This window comes from Pseudomonas peli, from assembly GCF_900099645.1.
Taxonomy (GTDB): domain Bacteria; phylum Pseudomonadota; class Gammaproteobacteria; order Pseudomonadales; family Pseudomonadaceae; genus Aquipseudomonas; species Aquipseudomonas peli.
The window spans coordinates 1-18,314 of the sequence record NZ_FMTL01000009.1 but is presented as its reverse complement, the minus strand read 5'-3'; the positions used below and the strand labels follow the sequence as shown (position 1 = coordinate 18,314).

General features: G+C 59.5%; 17 protein-coding genes. 4 read left to right on the top strand and 13 right to left on the bottom strand.

Annotated elements, in window-relative coordinates; translation table 11 throughout:
- Positions 1-60: 60 nt before the first annotated feature.
- The 11 genes from BLO50_RS20670 to BLO50_RS20620 all read right to left on the bottom strand — a co-directional run bounded on the left by BLO50_RS20670 (position 61) and on the right by BLO50_RS20620 (position 12,694).
- Entirely contained in the window at positions 61-1,185 is a 1,125-nt protein-coding gene (locus BLO50_RS20670) for an ABC transporter permease (protein WP_090256178.1), read from the bottom strand.
- 1 nt (position 1,186) lies between these two features.
- Entirely contained in the window at positions 1,187-3,916 is a 2,730-nt protein-coding gene (rbbA, locus tag BLO50_RS20665; RefSeq protein ID WP_090256177.1) for a ribosome-associated ATPase/putative transporter RbbA, read from the bottom strand.
- Positions 3,913-4,983, bottom strand: a complete 1,071-nt coding sequence (locus BLO50_RS20660; protein ID WP_090256176.1) for an HlyD family secretion protein — start codon at positions 4,981-4,983, stop codon at positions 3,913-3,915. The genes rbbA and BLO50_RS20660 overlap by 4 nt, the downstream gene beginning before the upstream one ends.
- 64 nt (positions 4,984-5,047) lie before the next feature.
- Positions 5,048-5,350: a chaperone modulator CbpM gene (locus BLO50_RS20655; RefSeq protein WP_090256175.1), complete on the bottom strand. Its 303-nt coding sequence runs from the start codon at positions 5,348-5,350 to the stop codon at positions 5,048-5,050.
- Positions 5,350-6,297 carry a DnaJ C-terminal domain-containing protein gene (locus tag BLO50_RS20650; protein WP_090256174.1) on the bottom strand — a complete coding sequence of 316 codons (948 nt, stop codon included), beginning with the start codon at positions 6,295-6,297 and terminating at the stop codon, positions 5,350-5,352. Before BLO50_RS20650 ends, BLO50_RS20655 begins: the two co-directional genes overlap by 1 nt.
- 52 nt (positions 6,298-6,349) lie before the next feature.
- On the bottom strand, positions 6,350-7,327 hold the full coding sequence (gene arcC, locus BLO50_RS20645) for a carbamate kinase (RefSeq protein ID WP_090256173.1): 978 nt from the start codon (positions 7,325-7,327) through the stop codon (positions 6,350-6,352).
- Positions 7,328-7,346: 19 nt separating this feature from the next.
- Positions 7,347-8,345: an ornithine carbamoyltransferase gene (argF, locus tag BLO50_RS20640; protein WP_090256172.1), complete on the bottom strand. Its 999-nt coding sequence runs from the start codon at positions 8,343-8,345 to the stop codon at positions 7,347-7,349.
- A 25-nt stretch (positions 8,346-8,370) separates the two neighbouring features.
- Positions 8,371-9,591: an arginine deiminase gene (gene arcA / locus BLO50_RS20635; protein ID WP_090256171.1), complete on the bottom strand. Its 1,221-nt coding sequence runs from the start codon at positions 9,589-9,591 to the stop codon at positions 8,371-8,373.
- Positions 9,592-9,639: 48 nt separating this feature from the next.
- On the bottom strand, positions 9,640-11,118 hold the full coding sequence (gene arcD, locus BLO50_RS20630) for an arginine-ornithine antiporter (RefSeq protein WP_090256170.1): 1,479 nt from the start codon (positions 11,116-11,118) through the stop codon (positions 9,640-9,642).
- Positions 11,115-11,372, bottom strand: a complete 258-nt coding sequence (locus BLO50_RS20625; RefSeq protein WP_090256169.1) for a hypothetical protein — start codon at positions 11,370-11,372, stop codon at positions 11,115-11,117. The genes arcD and BLO50_RS20625 overlap by 4 nt, the downstream gene beginning before the upstream one ends.
- A 428-nt stretch (positions 11,373-11,800) precedes the next feature.
- On the bottom strand, positions 11,801-12,694 hold the full coding sequence (locus BLO50_RS20620; protein ID WP_090256168.1) for a LysR family transcriptional regulator: 894 nt from the start codon (positions 12,692-12,694) through the stop codon (positions 11,801-11,803).
- A gap of 183 nt (positions 12,695-12,877) precedes the next feature.
- Here BLO50_RS20620 and BLO50_RS20615 point away from each other — a divergent pair, with 183 nt between their 5' ends.
- The 4 genes from BLO50_RS20615 to BLO50_RS20600 all read left to right on the top strand — a co-directional run bounded on the left by BLO50_RS20615 (position 12,878) and on the right by BLO50_RS20600 (position 16,811).
- Entirely contained in the window at positions 12,878-13,900 is a 1,023-nt protein-coding gene (locus tag BLO50_RS20615; RefSeq protein WP_090256167.1) for an alpha/beta hydrolase, read from the top strand.
- A gap of 16 nt (positions 13,901-13,916) precedes the next feature.
- On the top strand, positions 13,917-15,158 hold the full coding sequence (locus BLO50_RS20610; protein WP_090256166.1) for an MFS transporter: 1,242 nt from the start codon (positions 13,917-13,919) through the stop codon (positions 15,156-15,158).
- 97 nt (positions 15,159-15,255) lie between these two features.
- Positions 15,256-15,597 carry a cyclophilin-like fold protein gene (locus BLO50_RS20605; RefSeq protein WP_244152924.1) on the top strand — a complete coding sequence of 114 codons (342 nt, stop codon included), beginning with the start codon at positions 15,256-15,258 and terminating at the stop codon, positions 15,595-15,597.
- 305 nt (positions 15,598-15,902) lie between these two features.
- Positions 15,903-16,811 (top strand): DMT family transporter, encoded by a 909-nt coding sequence (locus BLO50_RS20600; RefSeq protein ID WP_090256164.1) that lies wholly within the window; start codon positions 15,903-15,905, stop codon positions 16,809-16,811.
- Between the two features lie 99 nt (positions 16,812-16,910).
- On the opposite strand, the gene BLO50_RS20595 is transcribed toward BLO50_RS20600, so the two are convergent.
- Positions 16,911-17,531 carry a tyrosine-type recombinase/integrase gene (locus BLO50_RS20595; protein WP_090256163.1) on the bottom strand — a complete coding sequence of 207 codons (621 nt, stop codon included), beginning with the start codon at positions 17,529-17,531 and terminating at the stop codon, positions 16,911-16,913.
- Between the two features lie 165 nt (positions 17,532-17,696).
- The gene (locus BLO50_RS20590) at positions 17,697-18,032 is read right to left on the bottom strand and encodes a YegP family protein (protein WP_003118434.1); all 336 of its coding nucleotides are present in this window, start codon (positions 18,030-18,032) and stop codon (positions 17,697-17,699) included.
- Between the last annotated feature and the right edge of the window lie 282 nt (positions 18,033-18,314).

Here is an 18,314-nt window from a genome sequence, read left to right as displayed (position 1 = left end):
TCTATCTGTCGCCAACTACTCGCAAACCCCGTGGTGGCGTAAGCCCTTGCTGCGCCACCCTCAAGATATCTGCGCCAGCGTCTTGCGAAAGCGCAGCAGCGCGCCGGCAAAGAACAGCGCGCCGATGGTAATGATTGCCAGGAACTGCGGCCAAACAGTCGAAAACCCGGCGCCGCGATAGAGAATCGCCTGGGCCAGATCGACGAAGTGGGTGGTGGGCGCCACCAGCATGATCTGTTGTACCAGCTCGGGCATGCTCTCGCGCGGTGTGGTGCCGCCGGAAAGGATCTGCAGCGGGATCAGCACCAGAATGATCAACAGGCCCAATTGCGGCATCGAACGCGCGATGGTGCCGAAGAAAATGCCCATTGAGGTGGTCGCGAACAGGTGCAGCAGCGCGCCGCACAAGAACAGCGGCAGCGAGCCGGCAATCGGCACTTGCAGCCAGCCTTGCACCACCAGCAGCAGCGATAGCGCAGTGGCCAGCAGCACCACCAAACCCATCGACCAGACCTTGGCTAGCATGATCTCAGGTGGCGTCACCGGCATCACCAGCAGGTGCTCGATAGTGCCGTGCTCGCGTTCGCGAATCAGTGCCGCGCCCGTGAGAATGATCGACAGCATAGTGATCTGGTTGATCACCTCCATCACCGAGCCGAACCAGCTGCGTGTCAGGTTGGGGTTAAACGCGACACGCACGGCCAATGCGGCCTGCTGCGGCAGATCGGCACGGTAGTGGCGCAAGAACGCGCTGACTTCCTCGGCACCGATCATTTGGATATAGCCCGCACCGGTGAAGGCCATGCTTACCTGTGTGGCATCGACGTTGAGCTGGATCGCGGGGCTATGCCCGGCAAGTACATCGCGCTGGAAATCCGGCGGAATATTGAGGGTGAAGGTGTACTGCCCGGAGTCCATGCCGTGATCCATTTCGCTCAGTTCGATACGTTGTGGCGTACGAAAAAACGGCGACTGGAAAGCATCAATCAAGCGTGCCGAAAGCGGTGAGCGGTCTTCGTCGACCACTGCAATCGAGGCGTTGTGCAGGCTCTCCGGCATGCTCGTAGCAGCGGTAATGATGCCTAGGGTAAAGGCCCAGATAATCAGCAAGAGCAGCGCAGGGTCACGTTGCAGACTGCGCAGTTCCTTGAGCCCCAGGTGGAAGATATTCGCCAGCTGTTCCATCTCAGGCCTCCTGCTTTTTCAGTAGGCTGGTGCACAGTGCCAGCAGGACGGGGATGGTAATCAGCAACGCCATGAAATAGCTGTACAGCTCAGTGAAACCCAGCGCTTTGGAGAACACCCCACGGCTGATGATGAGAAAGTGCGAGGTGGGGTAAATCTGGCCAACCAACGCACCAAAGCCTTCGAGTGACGCCACCGGGTAGATCAGCCCGGAGAACTGGATGGCCGGAATCAGGGTGACGATGGCCGTGCCGAATACCGCAGCAATCTGGCTGCGGGTAAAGGTCGACATCAGCAAGCCCATGGCCGTGGCACAGCTGATGTACAGCAGACCACCGGTTAACAGGGCCAGTAAGCTGCCCTTGAGCGGCACATCGAACACCCACACCGCTGCGATCACCAGCAGCACGAAATTGAGCATGCCCAGGGCGATGTAAGGCAGTTGTTTGCCAAGCAGAAACTCCAGGCGAGTGACCGGTGTGACATACAGGTTGATGATCGAGCCCAGCTCCTTTTCGCGCACCACGCCAAGGGCGGTCAGCATTGCCGGAATCAGCATCAGCAACAGCGGAATCACCGCCGGCACCATGGCATTCAGGCTTTCCACATCCGGGTTGTAGCGGTAGCGCACTTCCAGGGTCGGCAGGCTGCTACGGGTTGACGCACTGTCCTTGCGGGCCAGCTCCTGCAAGTAGCCGGCATGCAGGCCCATCACATAGCCTTTGATGGTTTCGGCGCGCATCGGCATGGCGCCGTCGAGCCACATGCCGATTTGCGGTACGCCACCGCGTTTGAGGTCACGGCCGAAGTTGGCCGGGATTTCCACCGCCAGGCTGATCTCGCCACTGCGCATGCGCCGGTCCAGCTCGTCGTAATCGCGCAGCGGTGCTTGCTCGATGAAATAGCGCGAGCCGGCCAGGTTGAGGGCGTACGCCTGGCTGGTGGTGGTCTGATCGCGGTCGAGCACCGCGTAGGTCAGGTTCTCGACATCCAGGCTGATGCCGTAGCCGATGATGAACAGCAGCAATAGGCTGCCGAGCAACGCCATGCTGCCGCGAATCGGGTCGCGGCGCAGTTCCAGGGCTTCCCGGCGGGTATAGCTGAAAAGACGCAGCAGGCTGAAGCGCTTGCGTTTCAACGTATTGGTCTGCGCTGCTGGAGCCGCCGCTTCTGGTGCGGGCTGTTGTGCTTTTTCGCCGACGGCATCCTGCAGGTAGGCGATAAAAGTCGCCTCCAGGGTTGGCAGGCCACGCTTGGCCATCAGGGCCTTGGGCGTATCGCTGTCGAGCACCTTGCCGGCGTGCATCAAGGAGATGCGGTCGCAACGCAGGGCTTCGTTCATAAAGTGGGTGGAGATAAATATCGTCACGCCGTCATTGCGCGAAAGGTCGAGCATCATCTGCCAGAACACATCACGGGCAATGGGATCGACGCCTGACGTCGGCTCATCGAGGATCAGAATTTCGGGCTTATGGATAACCGCTACAGCCAGTGAAAGACGCTGACGAATACCCAGCGGCAAGCGCTCGGGCAGCTGTTCCATCACGCTGCCAAGGCTGAAACGCTCAGCCATGGCAGTCACCCGCCCTGCTATCTCCGTGGCCGGCACGTGAAACAGCTGGGCGTGCAGCACCAGGTTCTGCCGCACACTCAGCTCGGCATACAGCGAGAATGACTGCGACATATAGCCGACCCGCTTACGCGTGGCCATGTCGCGGGCATTGACCACCTGACCGAACAGCAGGGCTTGCCCTTCGCTGGCGGGCAACAAGCCGGTGAGCATCTTCATGGTGGTGGTTTTGCCGCAGCCGTTAGAGCCGAGAAAGCCGAAGATTTCCCCGCGTTCGATGCGAAAGCCGACGTGGTCAACCGCGACAAAATCGCCGAAGCGCATGCTCAGATCGCGCGCCTCGATGGCAATTTCCTGTTCGCCAGCCGGGCGTGGCGGGATCACCAGTTGCTTATGGTCCTGGCGCTTGGCTTCCGGCATCAGGGCGATAAACGCCTCTTCCAGGCTCGTGCATTGAGTGCGTTGCAGCAGCTCGGCCGGGCTGCCGGTGGCCAATACGGCGCCGTCATCGATGGCCAGCAAATGGTCGAAGCGCTCGGCCTCCTCCATGTACGCAGTGGCTACCAGCACACTCATCTGCGGGCGCTGCCGGCGAATGCGCTCGATCAATTCCCAGAACTGGTTACGCGACAGCGGGTCGACGCCGGTTGTGGGCTCGTCGAGGATCAGCAGGTCAGGGTCGTGGATCAGCGCGCAGCACAGCCCGAGTTTTTGTTTCATGCCGCCGGACAGTTTGCCCGCCGGCCGCTCACCAAACTCACTGAGGCCCGTACTGCGCAGCAGTTCGGCAATGCGGGTTTTACGTTCAGCCTCGCCTTGGCCGAATAGGCGGGCGAAGAAGTCCAGGTTCTCGATCACCGAGAGCGTCGGATAGAGGTTCTTGCCCAGCCCCTGGGGCATATAGGCGATGTGTGGGCAGACTTGCCGGCGGTGAGCGCGGCTGACCATATCGCCGCCGAGCACCTCGATCTGCCCGCTATGGATTTTGCGTGCGCCGGCAATCAGCGCCAGCAGGCTGGACTTGCCAACACCATCCGGGCCGATCAAGCCAACCATGCACTGCGCGGGAATTTCCAGGCTGACGGCCTTGAGGGCGCAGGTTTTGCCGTACTGCAGGCTGACATCCTGCAGCTGCGCGACTGGCGCTGCAGGCGCGCTCACTGCGGAACCTTGATCGCCAGTTCTGCAGGCCACTCAGCCTGTGGGTCAAGCCGCAGATAAGCCACGCCGGGTACGCCGGTTTTCACCTGAGTGAGGTGGCGCTGCAACAGTTCTGGATCAATCCGCGCCTTGACCCGGAACATCAGCTTTTCGCGCTCGCTGGCGGTTTCCACGGTTTTGGGTGTGAACTGGGCGACGCTGGCCACATAGCTGACCTCGGCCGGAATGACATACTGCGGTACGGCATCGATCACCAGGCGAACTTCGGCCCCCAGCGCCACCCGACCAGCCTGCTGCTCCGGCAGGAAAAAGGTCATGTAGACATCGCTCAGGTCGACCAGGTTAAGCACCTTGCCGCCCGCGCCGATTACCTCACCCGGCTCGGCGATGCGGTACTGCACACGCCCTGCCCGCGGCGCCTTGAGCTGGCTGTCCTCGATATCGATCTGTAAGCGCTCGACGCTGGCTTGGGTGGCCTCCACAGCCGACTGCGCCTCAATCACCTGGGACTGTGCGGCGGCAATGCCCGCCTCAGCCGAAATAACCTGGGACTGTGCGGCCGCCAGAGCGGCTTGGGTGCTTTGCAACCGGGCAAGGTCGTCATCCAGTTGCTGCTGCGCCATGGCATTGCGTTTGACCAGGATCGCGCTGCGGGCGTGGCGCTTTTGCGCGGCAGACACTTCCGCCTGACGCTGGCGCACGATGGCCTGCGCGGTGACTTTCTCACTCTCGCGCAGGCGAACCTGGGCACTGGCCGTCAGTTTACTGTTCTGGGCTTGGCGCATTTGCGCCTGGGCCTGCAGCACTTGCGCCTGGAGTACCTGGGTGTCCATACGCGCAATCACTTGCCCGGCCTCGACGAACTCGCCCTCCTCAACCTCAATGCAGGCAATGCGCCCCGGTAACTTGCTGGCCGCGTCGACGTCGGTGGCTTCAATCCGCCCGTTACCGCTGGCGAAGCCATCCCCCAGGCCCTCGGGGCGCAGGGTGTACCAGAGCAGGCCCGCGATAATGGCCACGACGGCAACGCTGGCGGCAGGAAAGATCCATTTTCGGCTGACTGACATAATGACCTTGAGTCTCTAAACAAAGGAATTGGCTACAGCGGTACTCGGCGTCACACCGTGCGGGCTAGGGCTGCTCGAAGCGGCTCAAGCGGCGCCGCAGATGGCTGTTTTCGGCGCGCAAGTGCTCCAGCTCATCAAGTAATTGCAACGCCAGGGCCACACCCGCCCACTCAAGTTGCAGTTCAACCTGTAAGCGCAACGCCCGCTTGGCGACGGACAGTGCATGGCTACTAAACCGCCATTGCGCCGGTGAAGCACCACAGGGTTCGACGATGCCGTGCTCGACAATCTCCAGCAGCACCGCCTGCGGCAGCTCAGCGCACAGGCAGAACTCGTGAATGTCTAATTGCAGGATCTGGCTACTCATCACTGGCTCCACTGCGCGCGCGGATTGAAGGCGGCTTGCTCGGCCAGCTGTGCCCATAGCGCACGCACAGGCTCGTCGGTTTGGGCCGGGATGACGATCTTGAACAATGCATACAGGTCACCCGACTCGCCGGCTTTGTTGCGCAGCCCCTTGCCTTTGATCCGCAGCCGTTGCCCTGCTTGGGTATTGGCGGGTATGCGCAGGTTGATTTTGCCGCTCAGTGTCGGCAGCGTAACTTGGCTGCCCAGCGCGGCCTCCCAGGGCGCCAATGGCACGGTGAGGACCAGGTTGTGCCCCTCTACGTCGAACAGAGGGTGGGGTACAAAATGAATGAGCAAATACAAATCGCCACTTGCGCCGCCACCTACCCCCGGCGCGCCCTGCCCTTTGAGGCGAATGCGTTCGCCATTGCCGACCCCAGGCGGGATTCTCACATTCAAGGTCTTGCTGATCGCCGGCAGAGGCTGACCGTCAGCGCTGTATTGCGGAAGCTGGAAGGCAATGGTCTTGGTGTCATCGCTCAGGGTTTCTTCCAGCAGCAGCGGCAGCGCCATTTCAACGTCCTGGCCTCTGCGCGCGCGAGTGCGGCCGGCGTCCTGGAAACGGCCAGCGCCACCAAATAGCGACTCGAAAAACTCGGAATACTCACTGCCCGCTCGGCTCCCTTCGGAAAAGCCCGCACGGCCTTGCGGTTGCCAGCCCGGTGGCGGCTCGAAGGGGCGGCCTTGCTCGGCGTATTTGCGCAGCTCATCGTACTCGGCGCGTTTTTCCGCGCTTTTCAGCACCTCATAGGCTTCGGCGACATCCTTGAATTTATTTTCCGCATCCGCTTCCTTGCTGACATCGGGGTGGTACTTGCGCGCCAGTTTGCGGTAAGCCGTCTTCACGGCTTTGTCATCTGCTCCCGGCTCAAGCCCGAGCACCTTGTAGTAGTCCTTGAAGTCCATCGAGCCACCTTGGGTCGTCTACCGACACGTTGCTTGCAGCAGTAAACGCTGCTCAGGTGCGAGAGGTTTTGTCAGAGATCAAGAGAGTTGGCATTGCCGGCTCTGGGGCCGTATCCGCTACTGCCGGACAGACCTGAGTGCCGGCGGTACCGGCGAGCATCTCTTCGATCTGCTCCAGCGAACCGATTACCGCACGCTGACCGGTAGCCAGGACGAAGGCCTGCGCGGCGGCGACCTTGGGGCCCATGGAGCCTGCGGCGAACGCGTGCTCACTCAGTTGTTGTGGCGTGACCTTACCGAGGGCGCGTTGCGTGGGTTTGCCCCAGTCGAGGTAGATCGCCGCCACATCGGTGGCAATCACCAGCACATCGGCATGTAACTCACGCGCCAGCAGGCTGCTGCACAGGTCTTTATCGATCACCGCTTCCACGCCATGCAGAACGTTACCCTCCCCCTTGCGCGCCACCGGGATACCCCCGCCGCCGGCCGCAATCACCAGCGCGCCCCGCTCCAACAACCAGCGGATCGCCTGTATGCCGAGCACGCGCAGCGGCTGAGGCGAGGCCACCACGCGGCGGAACGCCGCACCGTCCGCCGCCATGCGCCAGCCCCGTGCAGCAGCGACGCGTAAGGATTCGGCCTGGGTGTAGACCGGCCCGATGGGTTTACTTGGGTGGCCAAAGGCCGGGTCCTGCAGATCCACTTCCACCCGGGTGATCAGCGTGGTGATCGCCCGCGTAGCAGGCAACAAGTTGGCCAGCTCCTGCTCAAGCAGGTAGCCGATCATGCCGTCGGTCTGCGCGCCGAGTACGTCCAGCGGGTAGGCTTCCACGTCAATGTAGGCCGCCGCTTGCAGGGCCAATAGCCCCACCTGCGGGCCGTTGCCATGGGTCAGTACCAGATCGTGGTTGGCGGCCACGCGCGCCAGTTGCCCAGCAGCGCGGCGAATGTTGGCTAACTGGTTTTCCGCTGTGGGCGGCTGATCACGTCGCAGCAAGGCATTACCGCCCAGGGCGACGACGACTTTCATGAGTGGACTCCTGGCAGCGTCATCCGAGGGTCGCTACCAGCACGGCTTTAATGGTGTGCATACGGTTCTCGGCCTGGGTGAAGACGATGGAGGCGTCGGACTCAAACACTTCGTCGGTGACTTCAATCTCGCTCAGGCCATATTTTTCGTGCACCTCGCGGCCCACCTCGGTTTCCAGATTGTGGAAGGCGGGCAGGCAGTGCATGAACTTGCAGCGTGGCTTGCCAGTGGCCTGCATCAGCGCCGTGGTCACCTGATAAGGCATCAGTTTGTCGATGCGCTGCTGCCAAACCGCGTCGTCCTGGCCCATCGAGACCCACACGTCGGTGTAGAGAAAATCTGCGCCAACCACGGCCTTCAACGGGTCGCTTTCCAGGGTGATGTGTGCCCCGGTGCGGCTGGCCAGCTCGCGCATCTGCGCCACCAGTTCGGCAGGTGGCTGCAGATCGGTTGGCGAGCAGATGCGCACATCCATACCCATTTGCGTGCCGCCCACCAACAGCGAACTGCCCATGTTGAAACTGGCGTCGCCCAGGTAGCAGAAGCTCAATTCGTGCAGTGGTTTTTCGCCAAACTCCTGCATGGTCAGCAAGTCGGCGAGGATCTGTGTGGGGTGCATCTCATCGGTCAGGCCGTTCCACACAGGCACCTTGGCGTAAAGCGCCAGCTCCTCAACCACGCTCTGGTGAAAGCCGCGGTACTCGATGCCGTCGTAGTAGCGCCCCAGGACGCGGGCGGTGTCCTTCAGCGATTCCTTGTGGCCCAGCTGCGAGCTGCCGGCATCCAGATAGGTCACGTGCCCGCCTTGGTCGTGCACCGCGACCTCGAAGGCGCAGCGGGTGCGCGTCGAAGGTTTCTCGAAAATCAGCACGATGTTTTTACCCGTAAGGCGCGGCTGTTCGTTGCCCACGGCTTTCGAGCGTTTGAGTTCGGCGGCCAGGTCGAGCAGGTAGCGCACCTCATCGGGGGCGAAATCCTTTAACGCCAGCAGGCTACGGTTGTGCAGGTTAAAGCTCATGGGCTGCTCTCATAGGGGATAGAGGTCAAAGCGCGTCACGCTCAATCGGGCAACTCATGCAATGGCTACCACCGCGACCGCGGCCCAACTCCGAGCCGGGAATGGTGATCACCTCAACACCAGCTTTGCGCAACAGCGTGTTGGTGTGGGTATTGCGGGCGTAGCCCATGACCACGCCCGGAGCCAGCGCCAGCAGGTTATTGCCGTCGTCCCATTGCTCGCGCTCGGACTGCCAGGCGTCGCCGCCGGTGGCCACCGAACGCAGCTTGGCCAGGCCCAGTGCTGCGGCCACAACTTCGAGGAAGGGTTGGCTTTCGCTGCGCACGTCCAGGCTGCCTTCGCGCTCGCCGGGGCGCAGGCTGTGCACGCGAATCGCGTCGACCATTTCGGGGAAGCTAGTCACCAGGTCCACATCGCAAAAGGTAAATACGGTGTCCAGGTGCATGGCCCCGCGCGACTTGGGAATCTGCGCGGCCAGCACGTGGGTGGCTGCGCCCTGGGCAAACAAGGCTCGGGCAAGTTGGCTGACGGCTTGCGGTGAGGTGCGCTCGCCCATGCCGATCAGCACCACGCCATTGCCCAGCGGCATCACATCGCCGCCTTCAAGGGTCGCACCACCATGATCGACATCAGGATCCCCCCACCAGGTTTTCACCTTGCCGGCGAACAACGGATGGAAACGATAAACCGCAGCGGTCAACAGGGTTTCCTGACGCCGAGCCGGCCAGTACATGGGGCACAGCACCACGCCATTACCGATCCAGCAGCTGCTGTCGCGGCTAAACAGCGTGTTGGGCAACGGCGGCAGAAGGAAGTCGTGCGCCGTGGCATAGCGGGCCAGTAGCCCTTCTGGTTCAAACGGCAGTTCGGCACGCGCCAGCCCGCCGATCAGGTGTTCCGCCAGGCGCATGGGCGGCAGTGCTTCTAGCCAGGGCCTTAGTTGCTGGGCCAACTCGCTATCGACAGTGCCCTGGGCGAGCTTGCGGTCCAACAGCCAGGTGCGGGCCTCTGGGTTGGCCATGCTGGTAGCCAGCAGGTCATGCAGTTCCAGAACCTCAACATCGCGGCTGAGCATGGCATTGGTGAAGGCATCGTGATCATTGCGCGCCTGCTCTACCCAGAGCACATCGTCGAACAATAAATCGCGGCAATTGGCCGGCGTCAGGCGCTGTTGCGCCAGCCCCGGGCGGCACACCAGTACACGGCGCAAGCGGCCAATTTCAGAGTGCAAACCTTGGGTCGTCATGACATTGAATTCCTGTTCACAAATGCGCAGATGCAAAATGCAGAGCGCTTACAGCCCGAGTCGACCCATGATCAGCAGCGTCGCCGCTACGCCGGCCAGCACCACCAGAGCGGCCAGAATCGCCCACTCCCAAGGGGTAAATATGCGTTCCTGACGCTGGCGCTTGGCCCAGGCATAGAGCACCACGCCTGGTACATAAAGCAGGGCGCTCAGCAGCAGATATTTGAAGCCGGCGGCGTACAGCAGCCATACGCAGTAGGCCGTGGCCAACGCAGCGATGGGCACATCAGCACGCTGGATGGCTGCTTTGACGCCCTCGCCGCGCCAGGCCAGTAACAGGCCGTAGGCCGCGCTGAACAGGTAGGGCAGCAGAATCATCGCCGTGGACAGCGAGATCAGCGCCAGATAAGACGCCTTGGAGAACAGCGTCAGAATCAGAAACAGCTGCACCATGCCGTTGGTGAGCCACAGGGCATTGGCTGGCACGTGCTTGTCGTTGGTCTGCCCCAGCCACTTCGGCATCACACCACCGCCTGCAGGGCTGAACAGGGATTCCGCCGCCAGTAACATCCAGGCCAGGAAGCCACCGCCCACCGAGACAATCAGACCGACGTAGATCAGCACCGCGCCCCAGGTGCCAACAGCGTTTTCCAACACGCCGGCCATTGATGGGTTTTTCAGGCCAGCCAGGGTCGGCTGGCTGAATACCCCAAGCGACAGCAGCGATACCGACATCAATAGCAGCAGGCAGATCAGAAAGCCGATGACCGTGGCGCGCCCCACGTCTTCACGTTTGCGCGCCCGTGCCGAATACACACTGGCACCTTCAATGCCGATAAACACCCAGACCGTCACCAGCATGGTGCTCTTGACCTGATCAAGCACCGAGCCGAGGCTGGCATCGCCCCAGAAATTCAGGCTGAAGGTTTCCACCTTAAAGGCCATTGCTACCAGCGCGATAAACAGCAGCAGCGGTACGATCTTGGCCAGCGTGACTACCGCATTCAGTACCGCAGCGCCTTGAATACCGCGCAGCACCAACAGGTGGATGACCCATAGCACGATGGAAGCACCCGCGATGGCGGCCGGCGAGTTGCCACTGCCGAACACCGGAAAGAAGAAGCCTAACGCACCGAACGCCGCCACCAGATAACCGACATTGCCGATCAAGGCACTGACCCAGTAACCCCAGGCGGAGTTGAAGCCGACGTACTCACCTGACAGCGCGCGGGCATAGGCGTAGACACCGTTGTCGAGTTCGGGTTTGCGCAGCGAGAGCATCTGGTAGACCCGCACCAACAGCAACATGCCGATACCGGTGATGGTCCAGCCAATCAAAATGGCCCCAGCACCCGCGCCGGCTGCCATGTTCTGCGGCAGGCCGAAGATACCGCTGCCGATGATTGAGCCGACCACTAGGGCCACAAGCAGGCTCAGACCCAGCTTTGGCGGAACTTGAGTGGTTGCCTTGGCTGTTGTTTCAGAAGCTGTTAACGCTGCTACAGGCAACGTGTGGGGGCTGTTCATATCGCCCCGTCCACTTTAGCGTGCACATGGCACAGCGCTTTGACCTTAGCCTGCAGGCTGCTGGCAATAGCCTGTGCCTCAGCCGGGGTGGTGCCATCTTGTAAATGCAGGGTGATGGTCCCGCCGGCACTCGGCTCGCCAGACACGCTAATGGGCTCGCAAACGATACTGAGCGCGGGTTCGTCGGGATGGTGGGCGCCAGGGGCAAGTTCCTTGACGATGTAGCGGTAGACATCGGAGAGAGGCTGGGTCACAGCAAATACCTTTGCAGAGGTTTCCCAGCCGTGGGCTGGCTTTTACTTCTCCCAGTCTGCGCGCGCGCCCCAGCGTCGTCTGTTCGACAGCGCACGCAATAATTTCTGTGCTGTGTTGACGGCCAAATTTAGGTGTTTGACTGCAACGTGTGGATGTAGGCAATCACAACGCAGAGCTTCTGGTTGAGGCTTGCAGCTCACCAATGTCCTTCACCATGCGGCATTGCACTGAGACGATTAGCGCTTTTCTATGGCTGGATACTCGCTAGTAACGCGAGTTAAAAAGAGAAAGGATGTGGTCGTATTAATGACGGAACAGGCAGAGGGTTAGCCATGCAATTCATAGCGACGATCGAAGCCCGGCCGTCGCTAATGGCCAGACGCGGGAACGGAGGTAACCAATCTCCGGGGCGATCCGCACTGTTGCTCTACTTCGTCACTCGCAATGCTTCGAGCACCAAAGCGAAGGCCGGCGAAGGTTGTCTACGACTGGGATAGTAGAGGTGATAGCCGGAAAATGGCTCGCACCAATCCTCCAGCACACGAATCAGCCGGCCCTCTTCAAGGTGCGGAGCGAACTCATCTTCGGGTAGATAGGCAATTCCCAAACCACCGACAGCGGCGTCCGCGATATGGGTCGTCGTGTTGAATACCAACTGCCCTTCGACCCTCACCTTCAGTTTTTTGCCTTTGCGCTCAAACTCCCAGGCATCCACCCCACCGTAGGTAGGAAAGCGGATATCGATGCACCGATGCGCCGCCAGATCGTGCGGATGCATGGGTATGGGGTGCTCGGCAAAGTAGCTGGGTGCAGCCACTGCGGCCATGCGCAGGTCGCCGCCGATGGGCAGCGCAATCATGTCCTGCGCCACCGTGGCGCCGAAGCGCACGCCAGCATCGAAACGCTCAGCCACGATGTCACAGAAGCCATAGTTGATATTGAATTCGAGCTTGATATCCGGATAGGCCGCCAGGACGGGGATCAGCTTGGGTAGCAAGGTCGTCTTGATGATGTTGTCGCCACAGGTGATACGCACCGTGCCTGCCGGCTTGTCGCGCAGCTCGGTCAGGGCATCCAGCTCGGCTTCGATCTCGTCGAAACGATGGCCGATGGCCTCCATCAGTCTTTCACCGGCCACCGTCAGGGAAACGCTACGGGTGGTACGTGTGAGCAGGCGGATCTGCAGCCTTGCCTCCAGTCCGGACACCACCTGACTGACTGCCGACTGGGTAACGCCTAAGTGTGCTGCTGCACGCGTGAAGCTGCCTTCGCGAGCCACTGTCACAAAGGCCTGTAGATCGTTGAAGTTATGTCGAGGCATGCGCCCATCCTCTGATTGAGTAGCAGAGGTTATAGCGGCTTTAAGCATTCATTAGCTAATCAGAGCCTAATTTTTTCACGACAATGCCTTCCACCCATTTGCGTCTTCTCCCGCGAGTGGGGCCAAACAAGCGCCAGAGCCAACTCCGCGACTGATCTTCAACCCATGAAGAGGACCATCCCCATGAACAGACTTTTTGTAGCGCTAGGCCTTCTGCTCAGCTCGATCACAGCTCTAGGAGCCGATATGTCCAACGGTGCTGACAATTTCTTCAAGAGCGACAAGGTGACCATGGAAAAGGTCAGCTTCAACAACCAGTACCAGATGAAGGTGGTGGGTAATCTGTTCATCCCCAAGCGTGCAGATAAATCTGCACGCAGCCCGGCAATCATCGTTGGCCATCCCATGGGCGCGGTGAAGGAGCAGAGTTCCAACCTGTATGCCCAGAAACTGGCGGAGCAAGGCTTCGTGACCCTGGCATTGGACTTGTCGTTCTGGGGCGAGAGCGAGGGCGGCCCGCGCAACGCCGTTCTCCCCGATATGTACGCGGAAGATTTTAGTGCCGCTGTCGATTATCTCGGCACCCAGGCGTTTGTGGATCGCCAGCGCATCGGTGTGCTGGGTATCTGTGGCAGCTTCGTAATCAGTGCAGCCAAGATCGACCCGCGTATGAAGGCGATAGCAACGGTCAGCATGTATGACATGGGGGCCGCCAACCGTAACGGCCTCAAACATTCGCAAACCCTGGAGCAGCGCAAGCAGGCAATCGCTGCAGCGGCCGAGCAGCGCTACGTGGAGTTCACGGGCGGAAAGACGCAATACACCAGCGGCACTGTGCATGAGCTGACGGAAGATACGCACCCGATCCAGCGTGAGTTCTTCGATTTCTATCGCACTGCACGTGGCGCGTTCACCCCGGCGAGCTCCAGCTCCGAGCTGACCACCCACCCGACGCTGACCAGCAATATCAAGTTCATGAACTTCTATCCATTTTCGGACATCGAGACCATCTCCCCACGCCCGATGCTCTTTATCGCTGGCGAGAACGCCCACTCGCGTGAGTTCAGTGAAGAGGCTTTCCGACTGGCAGGCGAACCCGAGGAGCTTTACATCGTCCCTAACGCCGGGCACGTCGACCTGTATGACCGGGTGCAGCTGATTCCTTTCGACAAACTTACCCAGTTCTTCAAGAACAGCCTGAAGTGATCCGCAGGCAGACATCATGACGACCCAACTTGCCGCCCAGCCAAGCGCCATAGCAACTGACCAGCCGCTGCCCCGCCCCAGTCATTGGGGTGGGGTCTTCGCGATGACGCTCTGCGTCTTTGCCCTGATCGCCTCGGAGTTCATGCCCGTCAGTCTGCTCACGCCCCTGGCAACGGATCTTCAGGTCAGCGAAGGCATTGCCGGACAGGGTATCGCCATATCCGGGGCGTTCGCCGTATTGACCAGCCTGTCGATAACCAGGCTGGTCGGGGCCATGGATCGCAAGACGCTCCTGCTTATCCTGACAGTCCTGATGGCGATCTCCGGTGCCGTTGTAGCGCTTGCGCCGAGCTTCACCCTCTACATGGTAGGGCGAGCCTTGTTAGGCGTGGTCATCGGCGGTTTCTGGTCAATGTCGGCGACCACGGCCATGCGCCTGGTGCCCGATGATCAAGTGCCCAAGGCGCTGGCCATCTTCAACGGTGGCAATACCCTGGCCACGGTGATCGCGGCGCCACTGGGCAGCTACCTGGGTTCGGTAATCGGTTGGCGGGGGGCGTTCCTCTGCCTGGTTCCGGTAGCAGTCGTCGCACTGGTCTGGCAGTGGCTCAGTCTGCCGAGCATGAAGGCCCCGGTGCGGAAGAGTCCTGCCCCCTGTGTGTTCAGGCTGCTCAGGACTCGCTCGGTGGCGTTGGGTATGGCGGCTTGCGGCGCCTTCTTCATGGGGCAGTTTGCTCTGTTCACCTACCTGCGGCCCTTCCTCGAAACGGTGACCTTGGTCGACGCCACTACCCTGTCATTGATCCTGCTGTTTATCGGTCTAGCCGGTTTGAGTGGAACCCTGCTGATCGGATCATGGCTGAAAAAGGGCCTATATCGCACGTTGTTTACTATTCCAGTGCTCATGGCGGTCATTGCTCTCGCGTTGATCCCCACCGGCGGCTGGGTCGGTCCAGTGACGATATTGCTGGGCCTGTGGGGGCTGATGGCCACGGCAGCGCCTGTTGGCTGGTGGAGCTGGATTGCACAAGCGATGCCCAATAATGCCGAGGCCGGCGGTGGCCTGATGGTGGCAGTGGTGCAGTTTGCTATTGCTTCGGGCTCAACACTGGGCGGCTGGTTGTTCGACCACAGCGGCTACCAGAGCACCTTTACTGCAAGTGCAGCCATTCTGCTGCTTGGCGCTGCTCTTACCGCTCTGGCCATGCGTGCGCAGGCGGTTCAGCAAGCTGGAGGACAACGTCTTCAAGATGAATAACATCAGCCAACACTTCTGCCTCTCGGGCGTGCGGTTATGCCTGCTGTTAATCCTCAGTGAATGCACATTCGCGGAGACAAATTTGAAGGAGGATCGTATGTGGATGACCATTGGGGAACAGCGCTTCGCAGTCACCCTCGACGATAGCGAGACCTCACGGGCACTTGCACAACTATTACCCCTTACCCTGAACATGAGCGAACTCAACGCCAACGAGAAATATGCAAGCCTGCCGCAACGGCTGCCAACCCGCGCAGTAATACCCGGCACGATCCGCAATGGTGATCTGATGCTGTACGGCACGGATACGTTGGTGATTTTCTACCAGACGTTCGAGTCAACCTACTCCTACACCCGGATTGGTCGTGTCGATAGCCCCGATGAGCTAGCTGAAGCGTTAGGCCGGGGCGATGTGACTATTCACTTTTCTGTGAACTAAGAGCGGCGCAAAGCAAGCACAGTGAAGGTCTACTTTTGGCCGGTTCCTGCCTTCTCCCGGCCAGAAGCGGAAGCTGGCGACAGTGCATCGGGTGCCATGTTGTAGCCATCTGTCGATGGCAGCTTGCTGCAGACTGGTTTGTAGCACCTGTTGACAGCCTGCTGCCCCAGATTGATTAATAGCGGCAGATGAAAGCGCTTTACCGACTTGCCTTAACGTTAGAGAAGAGATTGAAGGCAAACTCGGGCTTTCTTGCGGCCTCTCCGCATGCTCTAACCACTCCAATTTGAATGGATGGTTTTCGCATGCCTGTTCGTCAGACATATCTATGCATGTTAATCCTCGGAACCGCGTTCTGGGGGATTTCGTTTGCCTTCACCAAAGTGGGTGTTGCGGACGGGTCACCCTTCGTATTCCTGGGGTACAAGTTCGCACTCGCTACGCTAGTGCTTTGCGTGATCTTTTTCAGACGGCTGAAACTGATCAACAAAGAAACGCTCCTGGCCGGCGTGGCCATAGGTCTACCCTTGTGTTTGGGTAACATTTTCCAGACTGTCGGGCTTCAGCACACCAGCATCACCAACACCGCCTTCATCACTGGCCTGGATGTATTGCTCATCCCGGTCTTCAAGTGGGCTCTCTTTCGGAAGCGCGTCGAGCCTCGAATCTGGCTCTGCTGCGCCGTCGCGCTGACAGGGCTCTATCTGATCGTTACGAGGGCCGGGCTTACTCTGAATCCAGGTGACATCTGGATCATGTGCTGTGCAGTCTTTTTTGCCGCATATGTGCTCACGGTTGGCTTCTTCTCGCATAAGTACGACTCGATGCTTACGGTCATCACTGCGCTGGCTACCTGCGCTACTGGATGCCTTTTTGCTGCACTTTTCGACGCTAGGGCCGAATGGGCCCCAATGGATTCCTCCTTCTGGGAAGGAGTTCTGTTCTGCGCGTTGCTCGCCACAGCCTTCATGTACGCGGTTCAGAGTGCTGCGCAGAAGTATCTCGAAGAAGAAAAAGTAGCCCTGACCTACCTGTTCGAGCCCATCTTCGCAGCATTCGCGGGAGCGATGCTCCTTGGCGAAACCTTGGATGGAAGAACCCTGGCCGGTGCAGCTCTCATCTTTTCAGCTCTGCTGATCGCCGAGATTGATGTACCCAAGTTCTTATCCCGCCTGCTGCGCGCCCTGTTTGCCCCGTGGGCTAGGCGCCAATGAGTATTTGGATGGAATTCTGTGGAGGCTTTGGTCGGTAGCTGCCGGAGGCAGCATTTGGCCGGTTAGCGACGGCCTGACTTCGACCGTCGCTATACATGGTCAAACCTCGGTCTGCTCTGCCATTTCCAAGGCGTCGTCGACCTCAATCCCAAGATATCGAACGGTGCTCTCCAGCTTCGTATGGCCAAGCAGAAGTTGAACGGCCCGCAAGTTCTTTGTCCTGCGATAGATCAGTGATGCCTTTATACGTCTCATTGTGTGAGTGCCATACATGGCCGGATCAAGGCCAATGGCTTGCACCCAGCCTTTGACGATACGAGCGTATTGACGAGTGGATAGATGGTCTGAGGTGTGCAGCCTGCTCGGGAAAAGGCAGTCCTGGCTACGGAGCTGGGCTTGGTGTATCCAGGCCGCGAGAGCAGACCGTGTTTGCTCAGTAATTTCGAACTGCACTGGTCGCTTCGTTTTCTGCTGCATAACCATTGCTCGTGATGACACATGCTCGCCATGAGCAACGTCGCATACACGGAGCTTGGTTAAGTCGCAGGCTCGAAGCTTGCTGTCGATGGCCAGATCGAACAAAGCCAGATCCCGGGTTCGTTCTGCAAGCTGAAGCCTTACTCGGATGGCCCAGATATCTCTCAGCCGGAGCGGGGTTTTCTGTCCGACCAACTTTCCTTTGTTCCAGGGCCGGCGGGTGCAGGTAGCAGTGATGTTCATGGCAAGTCCTCCACATGTGGGAGGACAAGCATGGCTAGCCTGAGAAGTGGTCGCTAACCGGCCAGAAGCGGTCGATCACATCCGAGCAGGGAAAAGCGGCTATTAAGAATACTCAGCCGCCCATCTCAACGAAATGCCCAAGTGATTTTGAACAGACTGAAGCGATTAATTGCCCACCTCAACAACCTTAGCGTCGGGTGCGTGGTTTTTCACCGACTCGATACCCTTGTCGCGTGAGGCTTCGGAGGCATATGACTGGCTCGTCCCGACTACTTGGTGATTACCCGCCTTAAGGTTGAACATAAACTTGTCAGCCCCGCTGGCCTTACGCTCGTAGCGTGCATCATCAGGCGCATTTTTTTTGACTGACTCGACTCCATTTAGACATCCAGACTTATCCTTGTAGCCCTCGCTGGCCAGAATTGCTTGGCCATTGTTGGCTTTGAGCCGAAAACGAAATTCACCCGCTTTGTCGTTGTATATTTCAAACGTCCCAGACATATAGCTATTCCTTATTTTTGGCTTTCATGAGATCCATCGATATCGCTGCGGTCCAAAAAATGACTGTTTGCCCATTAGAAATATGGTTTCTGTGTGATGCTAGCCAGGCAAAATCGATGCTCCAGCTTCAGTAGAACTGCATGACAAATGCACCATAACCCAAGAGCTAAACCAGATTTTTGAACAGTCAAAGTATAGACACAGATCTCAACACGGCTCGATTTCTTCGTCGAGTGAAGAGCCCAGCTTTTGCAGAGATATCCGAGCGGCTGCTTTTGGCCG

Coding starts and splice junctions, on each gene's coding strand:
- BLO50_RS20615 (WP_090256167.1), top strand. CDS start 12,878: ATGAACAGACTTTTTGTAGCGCTAGGCCTTCTGCTCAGCTCGATCACA.
- BLO50_RS20670 (WP_090256178.1), bottom strand. CDS start 1,185: ATGGAACAGCTGGCGAATATCTTCCACCTGGGGCTCAAGGAACTGCGC.
- BLO50_RS20610 (WP_090256166.1), top strand. CDS start 13,917: ATGACGACCCAACTTGCCGCCCAGCCAAGCGCCATAGCAACTGACCAG.
- BLO50_RS20590 (WP_003118434.1), bottom strand. CDS start 18,032: ATGTCTGGGACGTTTGAAATATACAACGACAAAGCGGGTGAATTTCGT.
- BLO50_RS20620 (WP_090256168.1), bottom strand. CDS start 12,694: ATGCCTCGACATAACTTCAACGATCTACAGGCCTTTGTGACAGTGGCT.
- BLO50_RS20600 (WP_090256164.1), top strand. CDS start 15,903: ATGCCTGTTCGTCAGACATATCTATGCATGTTAATCCTCGGAACCGCG.
- arcA (WP_090256171.1), bottom strand. CDS start 9,591: ATGACGACCCAAGGTTTGCACTCTGAAATTGGCCGCTTGCGCCGTGTA.
- BLO50_RS20605 (WP_244152924.1), top strand. CDS start 15,256: ATGTGGATGACCATTGGGGAACAGCGCTTCGCAGTCACCCTCGACGAT.
- arcD (WP_090256170.1), bottom strand. CDS start 11,118: ATGAACAGCCCCCACACGTTGCCTGTAGCAGCGTTAACAGCTTCTGAA.
- BLO50_RS20660 (WP_090256176.1), bottom strand. CDS start 4,983: ATGTCAGTCAGCCGAAAATGGATCTTTCCTGCCGCCAGCGTTGCCGTC.
- BLO50_RS20595 (WP_090256163.1), bottom strand. CDS start 17,531: ATGAACATCACTGCTACCTGCACCCGCCGGCCCTGGAACAAAGGAAAG.
- BLO50_RS20655 (WP_090256175.1), bottom strand. CDS start 5,350: ATGAGTAGCCAGATCCTGCAATTAGACATTCACGAGTTCTGCCTGTGC.
- argF (WP_090256172.1), bottom strand. CDS start 8,345: ATGAGCTTTAACCTGCACAACCGTAGCCTGCTGGCGTTAAAGGATTTC.
- BLO50_RS20650 (WP_090256174.1), bottom strand. CDS start 6,297: ATGGACTTCAAGGACTACTACAAGGTGCTCGGGCTTGAGCCGGGAGCA.
- arcC (WP_090256173.1), bottom strand. CDS start 7,327: ATGAAAGTCGTCGTCGCCCTGGGCGGTAATGCCTTGCTGCGACGTGAT.